Here is an 18,503-nt window from a genome sequence, read left to right as displayed (position 1 = left end):
ACGCTGTGCTCTTTTGTTTTGTTGTAATTTATAATTGATTAATGATTTGGTATTGATCTAGCACTGGTTGATACGCTTCTAATTCTTCCTTTAATCCATTTTCAGTAATGAAAAATCGTTTTATTGAGTGTCCAAAACTGTTTATGTGTTCAAGTACGAATTCACCATTTTCTTTGTACATAAGTAGTTTTTTCATTCGTTTTGATAACCTCCAATTAAAGTATGTAATTCTCCAGTGTTATGTTTTGTATAAGATGGGCAAAGTTGATAACCGGGTCGCTCGCACCTTGGGCGTAAACATAAATCGATGTTTCTGACCCGACAAGAGCGATATCGGCAGCGTCTGACAAAAGGGCTGTCATCGTTTTATCGCCGCCCCAGGTCGTTTTTAGTTCGACATCGAGCCCTTCTTCTTTAAAATATCCTTTGGCAAGGGCAACATATTGGGGAGTATAAAAAACAGAGCGCGTCACTTCCGCCAGATTCACTTTTTTCACTTCTTCTTTTGGTGAGCAGGCAGCAGCGAAAATCAATAGGAAAGCCGCAACAGCCGACCATCCGATTTTAAACCATGCTTTCATTCATGAACCTCCTGTCAAGTCTTGCAGGACTTTAGTAAATTGGGCTAACATATCGTATGATGGGCCCAGAAATGTGTGATTAAATATTGGCAAGGGAGCAAAAGCACTGATGGAAAAAACTCAAATCTTGGACAAAATTCCTTTTCCTTCACCCAATCCCAATGTGAACATGTACCTCATCACTTATTTATCTGCCGGCTTGAGAGTAAAAGGGCTGCTGGCTGAGCCTGTTCAGGCAGGAGTCTACGAAGGGATGCTATATTTAAGGGGCGGAATAAAAAACGTCGGCATGGTCAGGCCGGCCAGAATCGGCCAGTTCGCTTCCGAAGGATTCGTTGTATTTGCGCCGTTTTATAGAGGGAACAGGGGAGGCGAAGGGAACGAGGACTTCGCGGGTGAGGACAGAGAAGATGCCTTTGCCGCATTTGAATTGTTAAGAAGCCACCCGTCTGTTGCCGGAAGCCGGGTCCATATATTCGGATTTTCCAGAGGCGGCGTAATGGCGCTTTTAACCGGCATACGATATGAAGACGCAGCATCCGTTGTAACATGGGGAGGGGTGTCAGATATGGCCCTCACTTATGTGGAGCGAAAAGATCTGAGAAGAATGATGAAACGGGTGATCGGCGGTTCCCCGAAGACTGCCGCTGAAGAATTTGAATACCGTACCCCTTTATATGAACTGGATAAACTGCAGCCGCCGGTTTTGATTATCCATGGTTTGCGCGATGAAAATGTTTCAATAGAGCACGCTTATCGTCTTGAAAAAAGATTGGTTGCGCTTCAGAAACACGTGGAAACATGGTACTTTGAACACGTCAATCACTATTTCCCGCCGGCTTTAAACAGGAAAATCGTTCATGACCTTTGCATCTGGATGAAAAAAGCGGGAACTTAAAAACCATGCAGCCGGAAAATAACTGAAAAAGTAAAAAATTGTACGAAAAGAATGGAATCATTCCCTTTATTTCGCCAAGAACAAATTTTCCGAAAAAATGGCTTGACAGTTGTAAGCGAATTCATTAACATTATAAGTGCAAGGGGGTCATCAAATTGAATGAAACCTCATCAGAAATAGAGATAAGAACATTAAAAAGGGACATTGCCCAAGTGTACAATCGGGTAAACCAGGAATTTTATGCCACAGGTGTCCGAAGCCAGCGGGTTGATGTCTATGATGACAGGATTATAATCTTTGCCAAACATAAACGTGTCACCGCTTTTAAAGCACTGAGCAAAAATTTTTGGGAATTGACAACTTATGCCGATGCGGCACTGATTGTCGAATTTAAAATTAAACTCAAAAAGATAGTCGAAGACGTCACAGGCATGAAAGTGATATCTGTTTTAAAAGACTATGATCCAGAATCCGAAGATGCAGTTTGCGTCGTCATATTCGACGAAAAAATCTTATAAAAGCAACTTTATTTAGCAAACATCTGGAGCACCCCGGAATGAAAACGCAGGTTCGTTTTTGTTCAAGGCTGTTTTGGAACGGTTACATAGGTCTCTGTTGAACGGAGATTATTTGAACCGCAGATTCAGTATATTCCTTAGTTTTTGAGGGAGTATTTTGAATCTGCGGTTTTTTATATACCGATGAAGGCAAGGTCCATAAAGGCCTTCCGCAGATCTATTTAAGTTAAAGAAAGCATAAAATTTTACCGGATTCTTTTCAAACCAAGGTTACGCAATGTCCAGCTCCAGCGCCTATCGACTAGCAGACTTCGCACCTAATGTGCTCCTGCGGCGTAGCGTATTCGAGGATGTTAATCTCACCTCGTCGCAAAGCTGCACGAAGCTTACTCAAAGATGCTTCTCACGAGGTAATCCGAGTAAGCTGCTTTCCTACGATAAGTCAACATCGGCTCGTTCCTCGCCGTGTTTCCTTTATCTCGTCGGAGGCACTCCAGTCTGTACGTCGATGAGCAAGGCGCTTGCGCTTTTCTTTAAGGAGGTGAACCGAGCATTTTAGCCTGAAACGCCTATGATTCTATGAAGTCCTTTTTTAGCATATTCATTATTTTGAAGGGAGAGAGAAAGATGGATTTAATTTTAAAAAATGCGCTGATTCCGCAGGGGGATCGCAAGGTAAAGACCAACATCCTGGTCGATGATGGAAAGATTGTCGGGTTTACTTCAGCTTTAAATGGTTTTTCCGCTGACAGGGTCATTGATATGAAAGAAAACCTGGTGGTTCCAGGATGTATTGATCCGCATACACATTTTATGGATCCCGGTTTTACCCATCGTGAAACGTTCACAACGGGAACAAGATCAGCCGCTGCCGGCGGAGTGACGACCCATATCGATATGCCGTGCTGCAGCAAACCTTCTGTAAGGGATGCCGAAAGCTTCCATAAAAAACTTGCGCCGCTGAAAGATCAAGCCTACATAGATTTTGCTTTCTGGGGCGGGATGACAGGGGAAGATGTCCGGGAAGGGCTGCTTGACAATATCCACCCACAAATTGATGAAGGCGTTGTTGCTTTTAAAGTGTATATGACTCCGTCCGTTCCTACTTTCCCCAAGGTTTCGGATGCAGAGATGCTTGAAATCTTCAGCCATATCGCTCCAACAGGAATGCCGATCGGCGTCCATGCGGAAAACTATGATATTTGTACATTCTACTCTGAAAAACTGAAAAAGGAAGGCCGCCTTGACGGTCCGGCATGGGCGGAAGCCAGAATGGCCCTTGCGGAAAAAACAGCGATCCAGCTCATCATCAGCTTTGCGGAAGCAACAGGAGCCCGCGTACACGTCGTCCACATGAGTACAAAAGAAGGCGTGGAGCTCGTAAGGGAAGCCAAAAAGCGCGGAGTGAAAGTGACGGCAGAAACATGTCCTCATTATTTGATGCTTAATGCGGAAGACTCCATGTCGGAACGCGGCACATTCGCCAAAATTGCACCGCCGCTCCGGGAGAAAGAAGACAATATCGTCCACTGGCAGGCTTTGGCTGACGGAACAATCGACTTTGTCGGAACGGACCATGCTCCATATGAAATCGCCACGGAAAAAGATGCGCCGGATTCAACGATTTGGAACAGCTTCCCTGGAATCCCGGGAGTGGAAACGATGGTTCCGATCCTTGTCAGCGAGGGGTTGAATAAAGGCCGGCTTTCACTGTCACGTTTTGTTGAAGTGACAAGCCGAAATGCCGCGATCCATTTCGGGATTTATCCGAAAAAAGGCGCTATGGAGATTGGCAGCGACGCCGATTTCACTGTCATCGACCTTGAACGTGAATATACGATCGATGAGCAAAAGACAGAGTCCATGGCAAAATACAATCCGCTTCACGGCTTGAAATTGAAAGGAAAGCCGATCCAGACAATTGTCCGGGGCCGAGTCGTCTACGACGAGGACAACGGCGGAATCGTCGGGGATGCCGGATACGGGCAATTCGTCAAAAGGCAGAGCATTCAAAGCCTTGAACGCGTCATTAAATATGAAACGTACGAAGAAGGGGCGAAAGAGGCAGAAGCCAAGCCTCGTGTAGAAAAAGCATTGAGAAGAGATTTGATTACAAACTAAGGAAGGAAGGATATGTATGACACAATTGAAAGGTGAAAAGCATGCATTGGTCATCATTGACATGCTGAATGATTTTATTGGCGAGAAAGCTGCGTTGCGATGTGAGAATGGTGAAAAAATTGTCCCGAAAATCAGGGAGGCTATCGATTTTTGCCACGAGAACGGAATTCAGGTGGTACACGTACAAGAAGCCCACCGCAAAAACGATGCGGACTTCAGGGTAAGACCGGTCCATGCGATCAAAGGGACATGGGGCTCGGAGTTTATCGAGGAACTTCAGCCTGAGGAAGACAAGGGCGACTATATCGTACAAAAGCGCCGCCACAGTGCATTCAGCTATACGGATTTTGACTTGTTTCTAAGAGAAGAAAAAATTGATACGGTTGTTCTCACGGGTGTATGGACGAATGTTTGCGTCAGAAGCACAGCATCAGACGCCTTGTATCACGGATATAACGTCATCGCTTTGTCCGATGCAACGGCTTCCCAGGATGATGATATGCATCGCGGAGGGCTGCGGGATATTGGAATTTTCGGTGAAGTCATGACAACCGAGGAATATATGGATGCCGCCAAAAAGAAATTCTCCCAAGACGCACAGACGGTCTAAGCCAGTGGCGCCGGAGACTGGAAAATGAGAATCATCGTCGGTATAACGGGAGCAAGCGGATCATTGTATGGATATACATTGATCCGTGCGCTCCAACAATTGGGAATTGAAACCCACGTAGTTGCTACCGAAACGGGAGTAAAGGTACTGCAATTCGAATGCGGCATAAAAATGGAAGATTTAAAAGAGTATGCTGTCGTCCATCATAATCAAAATTTGTTTGCTTCCATTGCGAGCGGCTCTTTCAAGACGGATGGGATGGTCATTGTACCTTGCTCAATGAACTCATTGGGCGCAATTGCAAACGGAGTGGGGGATACTCTGTTGACCAGGGCTGCGAGCGTAGTCATGAAAGAAAGACGAAACCTTGTCATCGTGCCAAGGGAGGCTCCGTTTCATGTGATCCATTTGCGGAACATGACAACATTGGCCGAAGCAGGGGTTTCGATTTTACCGGCGAGCCCGGGCTTTTATCACCGGCCGACGGAAATATGGGAGCTGGTGAATTTTATCGTTGCCAGAATACTGGATGAATTGGATATTGAACATGAATTGATGGAGAGATGGGGTGAGAAAAATGAATCCCCTTAATATGAGAGAGTTGCTTGCTGATTGGGACAAGCGTGGGTTATTGCACCGTATCAAAAAAGAGGTCAGTCCCGAATATGAACTGGGCGCTGTCGTCAGGGCGATGAAAGGGGAGCAGCCAGTCCTGTTTGAAAATGTCCAGGGCTATTCCGTTCCGATGGCCGCAGGCTTGGGCGGAAGCCGGAAGTTTATGGCTGACAGTATGGGTGTCGATGAGACGGAATTGCTTCCAAAGATGGTTGATGCCATCATCAATCCTCTTCCCACAAGGCTTGTCCCGACAGGACCTGTTCACGAAAACGTCGTTTTGCCTCCGTTCGATTTGGACGACTTTTTTCCAATACCGACCTTTCATGCAGAAGACTGTGGAGCCTATTATGTTTCAGGCGTTCTTGTCGTAAAAGACCTGGAGGGAAAGAAAAGGTACACGTCCATCCGGAGGATGAAGTTTATTGGTGGAAACAGAACGAATATTGTCATCACTTCCCCTGAGCTGAACCGGCAATTCGCGCATTTTGAAAAAAGAGGGGAACCGATGGAAATTGCCGTCATGTTCGGAGTGGTCCCGGCAGTCGTGCTGGCATCACAGGTCAGCACCCATTTATTCCATGCGGATAAATTGGATGTGTCCGGAGCGCTTCTCGGACAACCGCTGGATGTGGTCCAATGCAAGACAGTGGACATAGAAGTTCTTGCAGAGGCCGAAATCGTTTTGGAAGGAAAAATACTTCCGCATGAAAGGGATCCGGAAGGAGCTTTCGGAGAGCTCGGCGGTTATTATGGCGGGAACGAGCCCCAGCCGGTTGTCGAAATGACAGCCATCACCTACCGCAATAATCCAATTTCCCAAACCATTTTCCCCTCAAGTTCGGAAGAAAGACTGCCGATGTGCCTTGTCCGTGAAATGACGTTATTAAGCACGGTCAGGCAAACGGTTGAAAATGTAAAAGCGGTCCATGTGACGATGGCTGCCGCAGCACGTCTGCACGCTGTCATTCAAATCGAAAAGAGAACGGAAGGCGATGCCAAACAGGCTGCGATGGCCGCATTTGCCAGTGACAAAGATTTGAAGCATGTCGTTGTCGTTGATGACGATGTCGATATTTTTAATCCCGAGGATGTCGAGTGGGCGATCGCCACTCGCTGTCAGGCTGATCAGGATGTGTTCATTATCCCGGGGGCAAAGGGATCTCCCTTGGAATCATCACATAATTTAAGAGGTGTATCTGCCAAAATGGGGATAGATGCAACATACCCGCTCTCCGAAAAAGAGATGTTCAGAAGAACATCTGTCCCTGTTGAGATAGATTTGAATGATTACTTATAAGCCATGAGGCGAAGGCGGGTGAAAATGGATGAGTGCAATAGGATTAGTGGAAACAAGAGGGCTGACGGCAGCGATAGAGGCGCTGGATTCAATGGCAAAAGCCGCGAATATCTCACTGGTTGACATGAAAAGGGTCGGATCAGGCCTGGTGACTGTCATCGTAGAAGGAGATGTTGCGGATGTGAAATCCGCAGTGGAAATTGGACGGCTTGCCCCTGAAGCTGCCGGCGGAGAGCTGATTTCATCAAATGTCATTCCACGGCCGCATCCTGAGCTGAAAAAGATACTTTAAAGGGAGGTGTAAAAGTTGTCGGATCTGATGAAGCAGGTGGTACAGGAAGTCCTCAAAGGAAATAAAACGATCATATCGAATAGAGTGGATAATGCAAACAGGCAGCCTGCCAGCGCTTCCCTCGGTGATATTAAAAGGCCGAACTACCAGCGGCTAAAACAGGAGCAAAGGCTTTCCGTACTGGAAAACTCAAGTCCGCCATCTGCCGGATATAAAAAACCTGCAGCCCAGAGCCGCCCGAATGGACTATCAGATAAACATTTCAATGAGGAGTCTATATCGAGGCTCAGATCGATTTCCATGGCTCAAGGGAAAGTATCAAGAAAAAGCGGTGTACCTGCACGAGGCGGCAATAGGCAGGCGAAATCCGCCAAAATGATCGGTCATACGCGAAACGGAGGCTGCGTCTGGTTTTTCCCGGACCTTCCACAGGAACTGATGGGAAGCTTCCACCGGCCGTTAAACAGAGCAGCGGTAGGAGCAGTAAAAATGCCTGAATGCCTGCCCAGCTATCTTTTACTGGTGAATGAAATTATTCGTGACAATCAGGACATAAAGTTCTACATATCATGGGAAAGAGGCGGTGATGCACCTTTTACTGCCGAATTTTATGACGATGATGTTGACAGGCTTGAAAGGGTCATGAATGAGATCTATCAAAAACTTAACAGGCGCTCTTTGAAGCATTTTGAAACATTTACAGCCATTTCCCCAAGTCCATGGCTGACGAAGCAGCTTAACATCAGCCTGTCGGTGGATGCGATTGCCATCTTGGAAGGAGTCTCGTATTACTCAAGCATCGTGCTGATGGATTCCTTGCTGAAAAACTTTGAGAATACTGGAATCGACTATGAAATTGAGGAAAAGTATTTGCTGTTGAAAGGAAACTATCATGTCATTTCCGAGCTTGTTACGGAGCTGAAGAAAGAAGCGGGCAGGCTGACAAGCGCAGACAAGATGACGATTTAGGCCGGAAAGGAGGATGGGGTGATTGTTTGCACTGGGACTGATTGAGACTGTCGGTTATACAACAGCGGTTTCGGCGGCAGACGCTGCGGTGAAGGCGGCAGATGTGGAGATCATCGGCATGGAAAAAGTGATTGGAGTCAGCGGTTATGTCGGGGTAACGATACATCTTTCCGGTGATGTTGCAGCCGTCACGTCGGCTGTGGAAGCAGGAAGAAAGCAGGGAGAGCTGATCGGGAAAATTATTTCAACGGATGTCATTCCAAGGGCCCACTCAGAGGTCAGCCAAAAGCTGTTGAGCAAATTCCTTCTCAAGGAAACAGCGGAGAAGAAATCTCGAAATGAACCGCCGCCGGCAGCGGAAAGCATCAAACCAAAGAAGAAAACAAGTAAATCTGCAGGGACCCAAAAATCAGGCAAGGTCCAGCCAAAAGCCGGTGATGCTGATGCAAAGGACGCCGCCGAAAACGGGGATGGAGAGAAGAAAGCTTAAACGATCTTAAACTAACAAGGAGGGTTTTAATATGGGTGGAGAAGCTTTAGGATTGGTGGAAACAAAGGGACTAGTAGGAGCTGTTGAAGCGGCAGATGCGATGGTAAAGGCTGCAAACGTTGAAATTTGCGGTTATGAAAAAGTAGGTTTCGGTCTCGTAACGGTTATGGTGCGTGGAGATGTTGGCGCGGTAAAGGCCGCTACGGATGCGGGTGCTGATGCGGCTAGCCGCGTCGGGGAACTGATCAGCGTCCATGTCATTCCAAGGCCGCACAGCGAAGTTGAGCGTGCAATTTTGTCAAAAGGTGAATAAGAGTGCTTCTTAACCGGCAAAGCGCTCTGGCAGAGTCGACTTTGCAGGAGCTGTTTTACAGGAATATGAGCAGCATTGAAGATGCGCGCCCCAAAACAGTGCTTGCTCTCCTTTTCTATCATATGAATGGGATGGACGAAGGATTAAAAAGATTGAAAGAATTAAATGCGGATTACGGCAGGCATTTAAGAATCCGGGTATGCCCTGATCAGCCGGTTCTTGATCATTTAAATATAACAGAGCTTGCCCGCAAGGCCGGAGTTGACGATTGGATTTCATTGAAGGATGCGGAAAAACTGAAAGAGAAAGTAGACTATTTTTATATTCCGGTCCTGCCTTTTTCAACGGTTTCGGATTTATTGCAATTCAATGATAAACATCGGCCTATCAGGCTTCTGTTATGGGCATTGATGAGCGGAAAGAAAGTCAGTGCATACGCTGCAGGGGCAGATCCCTACCATTCGATTTGGAAAGAGGCCGGATTGGACAATGGATCGGCTTTTTTAAAACATGAAATGAAAAAGCAGCTGCAGCGGCTGGGGGGATTTGGAATTCAATTGTTCCAAAACGCTGAACAGCTTCAAACATATTTCAAACCGGCCGCATTACGAAAAGAAAAACAGGTCGTAACGGCCGAAACGATCAAAAGGCATGCCGAAGCGGGGAACCGGTTTATTGAAATTGGACAGGGAATGATCATAACGCCGTTGGCGCGGGATATTGCGCAGGAATATCGAATGGAAATCAGCGAGAAAAGGGCGGGAGAAATCTATGGAAATGGGAATCGTAGTCGGAAGAGTAACAGCAACCAGAAAAGATGAAAGATTAGTAGGAACGAAGTTACTTGTTACCCAGCCAATCGGCCTGGACGGTACCCCCCTGGATTCTCAGCCCATTATTACTGTTGATACGGTTGGCGCAGGAATCGGCGAAAAAGTTATCTTTGTCAAGGGAAGCATGGCCTCAAGGGCCATGCATAACAAGGATGCTCCTGTGGATGCAGCGATAGTAGGAATCATCGACAGTTTGGAATGAGAGAGGAGAAAGGGTGGAGAGTGAAATATGAAGGCTGAGAATATAAAGAAGGCCGTTCAGTACCGAAAGTTGATCGACGTCCTCCTGGATTCCAACCAGTATGCGGATATTGTACTGAAGGACGGATATGTCATCAATACGGTCACCAGGGAAATTTATGAAGCGGATGTGGCGATAAAAGGCGAGTACATACTGATGGTGGGAGACGCGAGCGGCCTGATCGGCAGCAAGACAAAAGTTGAAAACGTCAGAGGCAAATTTGTGTCACCCGGGTTTATTGATTCTCATATGCACTTTGAGAGCGCGATGTTGACTTGCACAGAATTTTCACGACTATCGATCCCTACTGGTACAACGACAATCGTTGCTGATCCGCATGAGATTGGAAATGTTTTGGGTGTTCACGGGATGCAGGAAATGATCAAGGAAGCCAAGACGTTGCCGAACCAGATCTATTTTACTGTCCCTTGTGCTGTACCGGATGCTCCCGGGCTTGAAACGGCAGGCTTTGATGTGAATTCTTCCCATATGGAGGAACTTTTGAACGACCCTTATGTACAGGGAATCGGGGAAATTCAAAGCTTCAGCAATATCGGTCCGGTATATGAAAATGCTCCTGAACTGATCGACGATCTCGTTGCGGCAGTTTCCTATGCGGAAAGCATTGGGAAGACAGTTGAAGGGAATGCGCCGGCTTTATTTGGAAAAGAACTCGCTGCGCATATCATCAGCGGCGGCGGCCATGTATCGTGCCATGAAACGACGACAAAAGAAGAAATGATGGAAAAGCTTCGATATGGCGTAAGTGTGTTTATGCGGGAAGGATCTTCCCAAAGAAATATGGCGGAATGCATCCGTGCCATCACTGAAGAAGGAATGGATTCAAGGCGTGCGATCCTCGTATCAGACGACATGGTGCCGGAAGATCTCTTAAAAGACGGCCATATGAATGATATTATCAGGCGGACCATCGCGCAAGGCGTAGATCCGGTTGAAGCGATCCAAATGGGAACGATCAATCCGGCAACCCACTTCGGATTCAAGGATGTCGGGGTGCTTGCACCGGGCAAGCGCGCTAATATTGCGGTCATCAGCAATTTGAATGAAATGGCCATCGATCAGGTGTACCTCAATGGAAGCCTTGCAGCGGAAAGGGGCCAACTGACGATCGATCTCGGTTTCTATACTTATCCTGAAAGTGTGAAGAAATCGGTCAAAAGAGGACCAGTCAAAGTGGAAGATCTTCATATCACAGCGAACGGAAGCCGGGCACGCGTACGGTCAATCGTTGCCATCCCGTTCCAGAACCTGACAGGCGCGCAGGAATTCAATTTGAATGTTTCCGGCGGTGTCGTTCAGCCGTGCCTTCAACAGGATGTACTCCCGCTCATCGTGGTAGAAAGACATGGAAGAACAGGAAATATCGGAAAGGCGTTTTTGAATGGATTTAAGCTTCAAAGCGGAGCGATAGCGGAAAGTGTGGCACATGACACACATAATATCATTGTTACAGGCACCAACTACGAAGACATGGTAACAGCCGTGAACAGGGTCATTTCAATGGACGGCGGAATCGCCATGATCAAAGACGGCAAGGTGGTCGGTGACCTCCCATTGAGAGTCGGGGGCCTGATTACGGATGAGCTGAGCGGACAGGAAGTAAGTGAAAAAATCGCCGAACTGACGAAACTAGCGGAATCGGAACTTGGCTGCGGCATTCCGGTGCCATTCATGCACTTGTCCTTCTGGTCGCTTGTCACAAGCCCGGAATGGAAGATTACGGATATGGGGTTAATTGATGTAGACAAATTTGAAGTACTTTCCCCGGTTGTAGAATAGAAGGGAGGCAGCTTAAATGGGTATCAGACTGGTTGACCTTTCACAGGAAATCTATCAGGGCATGCCGGTATTTCCCCTGCATCAGCCGACGCATATTTGGCAGAACATTTCCCATGAAGAAAGTTTGAAAAAAATCGGCTTCGAATTCGCCACAAACAATATCCTGATCAACGAGCACGGCGGAACACATACAGACGCCACTTACGAATTCGATCCAAATGGCAAATATATAAACGATATGCCGCTTGAATATTTTTACGGTCCAGCTGTCTGTCTGGACGTGTCGCATGTATCTCCGGATGGATACATTACGCCCAGGGATCTGGAGTCAGCACTGCAAAAATCACAGCAGGTTCTTGAAAAAGGGGATATCGTCCTTTTATATACCGGCCATTATAACCGGAAGTTTGGAACAGACGAATGGCTGACGCGGTATACCGGCCTTAATTACGAAGGGGCGAAATGGCTTGCCGAAAGAGGTGTGGTCAATATTGGCATTGATTCCCCTTCTGTCGACAACCCCAAAGATGAAAAATATTCGGGCCATTTAGTCTGCCGGGAATACGGAATATCCAATACGGAAAACTTGACCAACTTGGATCAGGTTGCCGGAATGCGTTTCCTCTATTTCGGCTTGCCGCTCAAAATCAGAAAAGGGACAGGATCGCCCATAAGGGCCGTGGCTTTATTTATCGATTAAACGATCAGGGAAGAGGTGTTTTTTGATGGTGAATTCAGCACGGGAACGAATCAGGGAAGAGATAATCATACCGCCGTATGAGGGCAGAAGCGCTCTGTTGAAACCGGGTGAGGAATTGATCATTATTGATATGGAAGGCAAGCAGGTCGGCGATTTTGTCTGCTTCAACAGAAAGGATCCAAAGGAATTTGTTTCGCCTGTTCATATGAGAGCTTCCCTCAGCAGCATCCGGCTAAAACCCGGGGATCCTTTATACAGCAACAGACGCCGCCCGTTAATGACGTTTGTTGAAGATACAGTCGGAAAACATGATTTCTTTTTCCCTGCATGCGACTACTATCGCTATAAAATTGACTTTGGCATGGAAGACCATCCGAATTGCCACGATAACCTGAATAAAGCGTTGGCTGAATTCGGCTTAGGGAACGAGCCGGTGCCTGACCCGATCAACTTTTTCATGAATAATGTATTGGATGACCAGGGGGATTATGAAATCCATGAACCGCTGTCCAAGCCCGGCGACTATGTCCGCCTGAGAGCTCTTGAAGAAGTTGTCATTGCTTGTTCAACCTGTTCACAGGATATGGCTCCGGTAAATGGCTTTAAGGTGACCTCCCTTAAAATGCAGATTGTGGAGGCGAATTGAATGGATGCTGTCCGGTTTTTGCAGGAAATGATTCAAATTGACAGCTCCAACCCGCCCGGAAATGAAGACAAAGTATCAAAAATGCTGGCTGAAAGATGTGAATCAGCCGGCATCCCTTACAAAATAACCCAGGTTGAACCGGGCAGGAGCAATTTTGAGATCCGTTTAAAAGGTGAAAGTGATGGAAAGCTGATCTTTTGCGGGCACATGGATACGGTGTTGCCGGGGGAGCAGCCGTGGACGTACTCTCCTTTTTCCGGAGAAATAGTAGGAGATAAGCTGTATGGACGCGGTGCATCCGATATGAAAAGCGGTCTTGCCGCCATGTATCTGGCTGTGGAATCATTGTTTAAGGAAGGAAGAAAGCTTCCGAAAGAAATCGTTTTTCTGGCAACTGCGGGTGAGGAAGTGGACAGCTGCGGAGCCCGGACATATTTGGAAAACGAAACGATGGAAAATGCCGAAGGCTTGGTGATCGGCGAACCGACCAATGAAAAAGTCGTCATAGGACATAAAGGCGCCTTATGGATAGAAATTGTCACGATTGGAAAAACGGCACACGGCTCCATGCCGGATAAGGGAACCAATGCAGTCGAGTGGATGCATAAGGTGATAGGCATGCTTGATTCATTAAAGAAAAAATGGAAAATATCTGCAGAACCACTTGGCGAAAGCAGTTTGGCTGTAACGAAAATAAATGGGGGAGTCCAAACGAATGTCATTCCTGACCGCTGCAGCATGTCTGTGGATATCAGATCCGTTCCTCCTCAATCCCACGAACAATTACTCACTGAAATTAAAAATAATTTGAACGAACTGTTTTCGGAAGAAGAAGGGTCCCCGGACTTTTCGGTCAATCTTCAATTGGACCGGCCGGCTATTTTAACGGATGAGTCGGATAAGTTGATCCGCCTGGCATTGGATTTGAAGAAACAGGATTCTTTATACGGAGTCTCCTATTATACGGATGCTGCTGTATTAAATCCGGAAAGCCGGATCCCAACGCTCATTTATGGCCCCGGCGATGAAAGCCTCGCCCATCAGCCCAATGAATACGTTGATATCCAAGCCTATTTAAGGTCCATCGACTTTTATAAGGAGTTGGCAGTGAAATTTTCAAAAGAGGAAAGCAATATATAAAGGGAGAGAGGGAAAGATGGCATGCCCAGCATACTGATCAAAAATGCGCAAATCGTGACCATGAATGCCCAAGAGGAGATTATTCAAGGTGATTTGCTGATTGTGGATGATAAAATCAAAAGTATTGGCAAGGATTTGGGTAATCAGGCCGATCGGGTGATTGATGCGACGAATAAGACCGTTATCCCGGGATTTATCCAGACGCATATTCACCTTTGCCAAACGTTGTTCCGGGGACAGGCCGATGATCTGGAGCTGATGGATTGGCTTCAAAAAAGAATTTGGCCGCTGGAAGCTTCACATGATGAAGAGTCAAGCTATTATTCAGCTATGCTGGGTTTGGGGGAATTGATCCAAAGCGGAACAACGACCATTGTGGACATGGAAACGGTCAACCATACCGATTCTGCCTTTCAGGCTATGGCCGAAAGCGGTATACGAGTCCTTGCCGGAAAAGTGATGATGGATATGGGAGATGATGTACCCGATCTTTTGCTGGAAGATACGGCAAAGTCGATCCAGCAAAGTGTTGACCTGCTGGAAAAATGGAATCAATATGACAACGGACGGATCCAATATGCTTTTTGCCCACGGTTTGTTGTTTCCTGTACCGAAGAGCTGTTGACAGAGGTGCGTGATCTTTCCAACCATTACGATGTAAAAGTGCATACGCATGCATCGGAAAACCGGAAGGAAATCGAAATTGTTGAACAGCAAAGAGGAATGAGGAACATCGTTTATCTTGATCATATCGGTCTTGCAAACGAGAAGCTGATTCTTGCACATTGCGTCTGGCTGGATGATGAAGAAAAACGGATTATCAAAGAGCGCGGCATCAAAATGAGCCATTGTCCGGGCTCCAACTTGAAGCTCGCATCAGGAATAGCAGATGTGCCTGATATGCTTGAGCTGGGAGCCAATCTCAGCCTGGGCGCAGATGGTGCGCCATGCAATAATAATCTCGATATGTTCAATGAAATGAGGATGGCCTCCCTCATTCAAAAGCCGATTCACGGGCCGACCATCATGGACGCCAAAACGATATTCAGAATGGCGACGATCGGCGGTGCAAGGGCTGTCGGGCTTGAAGATCAAATAGGCAGTCTTGAAGTCGGAAAGAAAGCGGATGTCGCTATTCTTGATTTGAACAAATTCCACACATTCCCGTCAGCCGAGGTTGATCCGGTCTCCAGAATCGTTTATTCGGCAACAAGGGCAGATGTAGAATCAACGATTATTAACGGAAAAATTGTCATGGAAAAAGGAACCGTCAAAACGGTTGATAGAGACCTTGTGCTCCAGGAATCAAATAAATCAATTAAGCGGCTATTAAAGAGAATCCCGTCGATTATGAAAATTTCGAGCTGATAAGCAGATACAGGGTGTTATCCTAGTCAGGATTGTTGAACTCGAGGGTTAAACAGAAAAACACAAGGGCCTTAGTTTTTTAAGGAAGCCTTGTGTTTTTTTATTTTTCGGAATCGACATGACAGGTTTTTTTACAAGAGTCAAGTTCCATAACAGGATATAAGCAATAAGACATAGTATAAAATTCTTGTTTTTTGATTTCTTGGAATTCATGATTGAAATTAAAATCCTCTTTTTGTATGATGGGAAGGTTGAAAATGTAATGATTGGAGAGGGTTTGATTGAAAAGTAGAATGACAGTATTACTGCTAAGCCTGTTCGTAGTTTTAGGCCTTGCAGCATGTGGTAATAACGAGTCGGATACGGATACAAATGAAACGCCGGCTGCAGCGGAGAATAGTGAGAAAAAGATGGATGACAATAAAGATAAAAAAGCTGAGGGGCAAGAGGAACAAACGGAGAAGGTTGAGTTGAAAGATGAACAAATCGGTTTGACGATGGATGAGTTTAAAGCCCGGTTTAATGAAAAAGCTCCTTCCGGCGGTGATGTCGATTTCAAGATGGGTGATTATAGCTGGCGCGATCGGGATAAAGGTCTTAGCACTGCGGGATTCGACTTCAGTGAAGATTACGTAGTTACAGCAATGGCCAAAACGGGTAATGAGGAATTGAAGGCTGTTCTGCTGGAAGTAAAGGGAGGCGATTCTACTCGCCAAACTGCATTCGATTTGATCAGAGCTATAATGGAATCCTCAAATCCGGAATTGACGAAAGAAGATATAGATGGATTAATGAAAGATCTGAATCTGACAAATCCTGATGGCGATGGGGATGACACTGTTTCCCAAACTGCCCGGGATGGACTGAAGTACTTAGTGAATGACGAAAGTTCACATTGGTTGGAGTTTGTAGTCGCCAATGAAACCGATACTGATTTTGAAGCGGAATAGAACCACTTTTCTTCATCAGAATCGTTTGACAAATTTTCAACAATAAGTTATATTTATAAAAAGTGAAAATTTTGCGAATGACAATCGCGGGAGAGACTAAACTATTTGTTTAGCACCGAAGGAGCAAGTCCCAAAAAAACCATGGGATCCAATCTCTCAGGTAAATGCACCGCGTTTGGACGCGTCTCTGGAGAGAGCCTTTTTGAGGCCACCCAAGGGGAATACTTCTTTATGGAAGTTAAACTCTCAGGTAACAGGACAGAGGAAGGTAGATGAATATCTATCTTTCCCCTGTCCTTTTTTGCTGTTTTTTAAAAGACAGGGGGCTGGATAGGAAAAAAAGGAGGAAATACCAATGAGTTTGGCAAACGCGGACATTGAGATTTTTCAAGCTATTGAGGAAGAACGGAAAAGACAGGATCAGTCACTTGAGCTGATCGCTTCTGAAAACTTTGTCAGTGAAGATGTGATGGAGGCCATGGGCTCTGTTTTAACGAACAAATATGCCGAAGGATATCCCGGAAGACGCTATTATGGCGGATGCGAGCATGTGGATGTTGTGGAAAACTTGGCCATTGATCGTTTGAAAGCGCTGTTCGGTGCCGAATATGCGAACGTTCAGCCTCACTCAGGAGCCCAGGCAAATACGGCTGTCTTTTTCTCATTGCTTAAACCTGGCGATAAGATCATGGGCATGAATTTATCTCACGGCGGCCATTTGACACATGGCAGCCCGGTCAACATGTCGGGGAAATGGTTTGAAGTGGTTTCCTATGGAGTGAGAGAAGATACACATTTGATCGATTATGATGAAGTGGAAAAAATCGCCCTGCAGGAGCGTCCAAAGCTGATCATTGCCGGGGCAAGCGCTTATCCGAGAATCATCAGCTTTGCCAGATTCAGAGAAATTGCAGATAAAATCGGTGCCTATTTTCTAGTTGATATGGCACATATCGCAGGCCTTGTCGCTGCGGGGCTCCACCCTTCTCCTGTCCCTTATGCGGATGTTGTGACAAGTACGACCCATAAAACGCTGCGTGGGCCGCGGGGAGGCATTATTTTAACCAATAACGAAGAAATTGCCAAAGGAGTCAATAAAGCCATCTTCCCCGGCATTCAAGGAGGGCCGCTCATGCATGTGATTGCGGCGAAGGCTGTGGCATTCAAGGAGGCTCTTGATCCGAGTTTTACAACGTATGCATCCCAAGTGGTGAGCAATGCATCCCAACTTGCGGAATCTTTGAAAAAAGCGGGGGCCGCCATCGTTTCCGGCGGAACGGATAACCACCTGGTTTTGGTGGATGTCAGGCCATGGGGGCTGACTGGAAAGGAAGCAGAGCAGTTATTGGAAGAAGCAGGCATGACCGTCAATAAAAATACAATCCCGTATGACCCGGAAAGCCCGTTTGTCACAAGCGGCATCCGCATTGGAACAGCTGCCCTTACTTCCCGTGGAATGAAAGAAAGCGACATGGACGTCATTGCTGCCAATATGGCCGACATTTTAAAAAGCAAAGGTGATCCCGCGGTCAGAGGGAAAGTGCAGGAAAGCATCAGGCAGTTATGTGATTCGCATCCTCTTTACCAAAAAATGTTGGTCAGATAGATATGGAGGCGTTTTAGATGGTTTTTAACAGTTGCTTCGATATTATCGGACCCATTATGGTCGGGCCGTCCAGCTCCCATACAGCGGGGGTTGTATCGATCGGAAAGTTTGGGCACGATCTCTTTGGCGGAGTCCCGGAGTCTGTAAAGATTACTTTTTTCGATTCTTTTGCAGAAACATATCAGGGCCACGGAACGGATAAGGCTGTCCTAGGCGGCTTGCTGGGGCTTGGAACAGATAATCCCGGAATCAGGCATGCTTTTGAACTCGCGCAGCAGGAAAAAATGAATGTTTCCTTCCAGTTGGAAGAGAGCTGCCCGTATTATGAACATCCGAACACCCTTTTGGTCAATATGGAAAACAGGTTCAAGCAAACTGAAATTGGAGGCGTTTCCCTTGGCGGAGGGGTCTCGAAAATTTTCCTGATTAATGGACAGCCGGCGGATATATTATTAAATTCCAAGATTGATATTGGCTCCATAAGACAGAGGTATCTTCAGGATCGGAGATGA

21 protein-coding genes, 1 pseudogene and 2 riboswitches are annotated in these 18,503 nt (G+C 46.5%); of the genes and pseudogenes, 20 read left to right on the top strand and 2 right to left on the bottom strand.

Annotated features, from left to right (window positions below; all coding sequences use genetic code 11):
- Positions 1 to 28 precede the first annotated feature (28 nt).
- Together FS666_RS19680 and FS666_RS04065 are read right to left on the bottom strand one after the other, a co-directional pair.
- Positions 29 to 196 carry a hypothetical protein gene (locus tag FS666_RS19680; RefSeq protein WP_186306453.1) on the bottom strand — a complete coding sequence of 56 codons (168 nt, stop codon included), beginning with the start codon at positions 194 to 196 and terminating at the stop codon, positions 29 to 31.
- A 49-nt stretch (positions 197 to 245) separates the two neighbouring features.
- Positions 246 to 581: pseudogene (locus tag FS666_RS04065) on the bottom strand (ABC transporter substrate-binding protein); the annotation flags it as partial.
- 109 nt (positions 582 to 690) lie between these two features.
- On the opposite strand from FS666_RS04065, the gene FS666_RS04060 reads away from it, so the two are divergent.
- From FS666_RS04060 to FS666_RS03965, 20 genes are all read left to right on the top strand, one after another.
- The gene (locus FS666_RS04060) at positions 691 to 1,479 is read left to right on the top strand and encodes an alpha/beta hydrolase family protein (RefSeq protein ID WP_144461723.1); all 789 of its coding nucleotides are present in this window, start codon (positions 691 to 693) and stop codon (positions 1,477 to 1,479) included.
- A gap of 155 nt (positions 1,480 to 1,634) precedes the next feature.
- Positions 1,635 to 1,997: a Na-translocating system protein MpsC family protein gene (locus tag FS666_RS04055; protein WP_120075131.1), complete on the top strand. Its 363-nt coding sequence runs from the start codon at positions 1,635 to 1,637 to the stop codon at positions 1,995 to 1,997.
- Positions 1,998 to 2,624: 627 nt separating this feature from the next.
- Positions 2,625 to 4,118 (top strand): allantoinase AllB, encoded by a 1,494-nt coding sequence (gene allB, locus FS666_RS04050; RefSeq protein WP_144462080.1) that lies wholly within the window; start codon positions 2,625 to 2,627, stop codon positions 4,116 to 4,118.
- A 16-nt stretch (positions 4,119 to 4,134) separates the two neighbouring features.
- Entirely contained in the window at positions 4,135 to 4,728 is a 594-nt protein-coding gene (locus tag FS666_RS04045) for a cysteine hydrolase family protein (RefSeq protein WP_120075126.1), read from the top strand.
- Positions 4,729 to 4,752: 24 nt separating this feature from the next.
- Positions 4,753 to 5,319 carry a UbiX family flavin prenyltransferase gene (locus tag FS666_RS04040; protein ID WP_144462082.1) on the top strand — a complete coding sequence of 189 codons (567 nt, stop codon included), beginning with the start codon at positions 4,753 to 4,755 and terminating at the stop codon, positions 5,317 to 5,319.
- Positions 5,306 to 6,643 (top strand): UbiD family decarboxylase, encoded by a 1,338-nt coding sequence (locus tag FS666_RS04035; protein ID WP_144462149.1) that lies wholly within the window; start codon positions 5,306 to 5,308, stop codon positions 6,641 to 6,643. Before FS666_RS04040 ends, FS666_RS04035 begins: the two co-directional genes overlap by 14 nt.
- A gap of 28 nt (positions 6,644 to 6,671) precedes the next feature.
- On the top strand, positions 6,672 to 6,935 hold the full coding sequence (locus FS666_RS04030; RefSeq protein ID WP_120075120.1) for a BMC domain-containing protein: 264 nt from the start codon (positions 6,672 to 6,674) through the stop codon (positions 6,933 to 6,935).
- 15 nt (positions 6,936 to 6,950) lie between these two features.
- The gene (locus FS666_RS04025; RefSeq protein WP_144462084.1) at positions 6,951 to 7,904 is read left to right on the top strand and encodes a hypothetical protein; all 954 of its coding nucleotides are present in this window, start codon (positions 6,951 to 6,953) and stop codon (positions 7,902 to 7,904) included.
- 22 nt (positions 7,905 to 7,926) lie between these two features.
- The gene (locus tag FS666_RS04020; protein ID WP_144462086.1) at positions 7,927 to 8,394 is read left to right on the top strand and encodes a BMC domain-containing protein; all 468 of its coding nucleotides are present in this window, start codon (positions 7,927 to 7,929) and stop codon (positions 8,392 to 8,394) included.
- Between the two features lie 31 nt (positions 8,395 to 8,425).
- The gene (locus tag FS666_RS04015) at positions 8,426 to 8,707 is read left to right on the top strand and encodes a BMC domain-containing protein (protein ID WP_120075113.1); all 282 of its coding nucleotides are present in this window, start codon (positions 8,426 to 8,428) and stop codon (positions 8,705 to 8,707) included.
- A 2-nt stretch (positions 8,708 to 8,709) separates the two neighbouring features.
- Positions 8,710 to 9,528: a hypothetical protein gene (locus FS666_RS04010; protein ID WP_144462088.1), complete on the top strand. Its 819-nt coding sequence runs from the start codon at positions 8,710 to 8,712 to the stop codon at positions 9,526 to 9,528.
- A complete protein-coding gene (locus FS666_RS04005; protein ID WP_244943839.1) occupies positions 9,485 to 9,742 on the top strand; it encodes a EutN/CcmL family microcompartment protein in 258 nt (85 codons plus the stop codon). Before FS666_RS04010 ends, FS666_RS04005 begins: the two co-directional genes overlap by 44 nt.
- Positions 9,743 to 9,769: 27 nt before the next feature.
- Positions 9,770 to 11,581 carry an adenine deaminase gene (locus FS666_RS04000; RefSeq protein WP_144462092.1) on the top strand — a complete coding sequence of 604 codons (1,812 nt, stop codon included), beginning with the start codon at positions 9,770 to 9,772 and terminating at the stop codon, positions 11,579 to 11,581.
- Between the two features lie 16 nt (positions 11,582 to 11,597).
- Positions 11,598 to 12,281 carry a cyclase family protein gene (locus FS666_RS03995; RefSeq protein ID WP_120075105.1) on the top strand — a complete coding sequence of 228 codons (684 nt, stop codon included), beginning with the start codon at positions 11,598 to 11,600 and terminating at the stop codon, positions 12,279 to 12,281.
- A gap of 25 nt (positions 12,282 to 12,306) precedes the next feature.
- A complete protein-coding gene (locus tag FS666_RS03990; protein ID WP_144462094.1) occupies positions 12,307 to 12,927 on the top strand; it encodes a DUF1989 domain-containing protein in 621 nt (206 codons plus the stop codon).
- Positions 12,928 to 14,067 carry a M20 family metallopeptidase gene (locus FS666_RS03985; protein ID WP_144462096.1) on the top strand — a complete coding sequence of 380 codons (1,140 nt, stop codon included), beginning with the start codon at positions 12,928 to 12,930 and terminating at the stop codon, positions 14,065 to 14,067.
- 21 nt (positions 14,068 to 14,088) lie between these two features.
- Positions 14,089 to 15,435 (top strand): 5'-deoxyadenosine deaminase, encoded by a 1,347-nt coding sequence (locus tag FS666_RS03980; RefSeq protein WP_144462098.1) that lies wholly within the window; start codon positions 14,089 to 14,091, stop codon positions 15,433 to 15,435.
- 281 nt (positions 15,436 to 15,716) lie between these two features.
- A complete protein-coding gene (locus FS666_RS03975; RefSeq protein WP_144462100.1) occupies positions 15,717 to 16,385 on the top strand; it encodes a hypothetical protein in 669 nt (222 codons plus the stop codon).
- A gap of 77 nt (positions 16,386 to 16,462) precedes the next feature.
- Positions 16,463 to 16,567: riboswitch (glycine riboswitch) on the top strand.
- Positions 16,568 to 16,570: 3 nt separating this feature from the next.
- A riboswitch (glycine riboswitch) is annotated at positions 16,571 to 16,649 on the top strand.
- Positions 16,650 to 16,740: 91 nt separating this feature from the next.
- Positions 16,741 to 17,991 (top strand): serine hydroxymethyltransferase, encoded by a 1,251-nt coding sequence (glyA, locus tag FS666_RS03970; protein ID WP_144462102.1) that lies wholly within the window; start codon positions 16,741 to 16,743, stop codon positions 17,989 to 17,991.
- Positions 17,992 to 18,008: 17 nt separating this feature from the next.
- Positions 18,009 to 18,503, top strand: a complete 495-nt coding sequence (locus tag FS666_RS03965; protein WP_144462104.1) for a serine dehydratase beta chain — start codon at positions 18,009 to 18,011, stop codon at positions 18,501 to 18,503.

This window comes from Siminovitchia fortis (genome assembly GCF_007681465.1).
In the GTDB taxonomy this organism is placed as follows: Bacteria; Bacillota; Bacilli; order Bacillales; family Bacillaceae_C; genus Siminovitchia; species Siminovitchia fortis.
This window is presented reverse-complemented; position numbering and strand designations above follow the sequence as displayed.

Excerpts from the sequence above, each read along its gene's own strand:
- FS666_RS19680 (WP_186306453.1), bottom strand. The coding sequence starts at position 196 with ATGAAAAAACTACTTATGTACAAAGAAAATGGTGAATTCGTACTTGAA.
- FS666_RS04060 (WP_144461723.1), top strand. The coding sequence starts at position 691 with ATGGAAAAAACTCAAATCTTGGACAAAATTCCTTTTCCTTCACCCAAT.
- allB (WP_144462080.1), top strand. The coding sequence starts at position 2,625 with ATGGATTTAATTTTAAAAAATGCGCTGATTCCGCAGGGGGATCGCAAG.
- FS666_RS04045 (WP_120075126.1), top strand. The coding sequence starts at position 4,135 with ATGACACAATTGAAAGGTGAAAAGCATGCATTGGTCATCATTGACATG.
- FS666_RS04040 (WP_144462082.1), top strand. The coding sequence starts at position 4,753 with ATGAGAATCATCGTCGGTATAACGGGAGCAAGCGGATCATTGTATGGA.
- FS666_RS04035 (WP_144462149.1), top strand. The coding sequence starts at position 5,306 with ATGAATCCCCTTAATATGAGAGAGTTGCTTGCTGATTGGGACAAGCGT.
- FS666_RS04030 (WP_120075120.1), top strand. The coding sequence starts at position 6,672 with ATGAGTGCAATAGGATTAGTGGAAACAAGAGGGCTGACGGCAGCGATA.
- FS666_RS04015 (WP_120075113.1), top strand. The coding sequence starts at position 8,426 with ATGGGTGGAGAAGCTTTAGGATTGGTGGAAACAAAGGGACTAGTAGGA.
- FS666_RS04005 (WP_244943839.1), top strand. The coding sequence starts at position 9,485 with ATGGGAATCGTAGTCGGAAGAGTAACAGCAACCAGAAAAGATGAAAGA.
- FS666_RS04000 (WP_144462092.1), top strand. The coding sequence starts at position 9,770 with ATGAAGGCTGAGAATATAAAGAAGGCCGTTCAGTACCGAAAGTTGATC.
- FS666_RS03995 (WP_120075105.1), top strand. The coding sequence starts at position 11,598 with ATGGGTATCAGACTGGTTGACCTTTCACAGGAAATCTATCAGGGCATG.
- FS666_RS03990 (WP_144462094.1), top strand. The coding sequence starts at position 12,307 with ATGGTGAATTCAGCACGGGAACGAATCAGGGAAGAGATAATCATACCG.
- FS666_RS03985 (WP_144462096.1), top strand. The coding sequence starts at position 12,928 with ATGGATGCTGTCCGGTTTTTGCAGGAAATGATTCAAATTGACAGCTCC.
- FS666_RS03980 (WP_144462098.1), top strand. The coding sequence starts at position 14,089 with ATGCCCAGCATACTGATCAAAAATGCGCAAATCGTGACCATGAATGCC.
- glyA (WP_144462102.1), top strand. The coding sequence starts at position 16,741 with ATGAGTTTGGCAAACGCGGACATTGAGATTTTTCAAGCTATTGAGGAA.
- FS666_RS03965 (WP_144462104.1), top strand. The coding sequence starts at position 18,009 with ATGGTTTTTAACAGTTGCTTCGATATTATCGGACCCATTATGGTCGGG.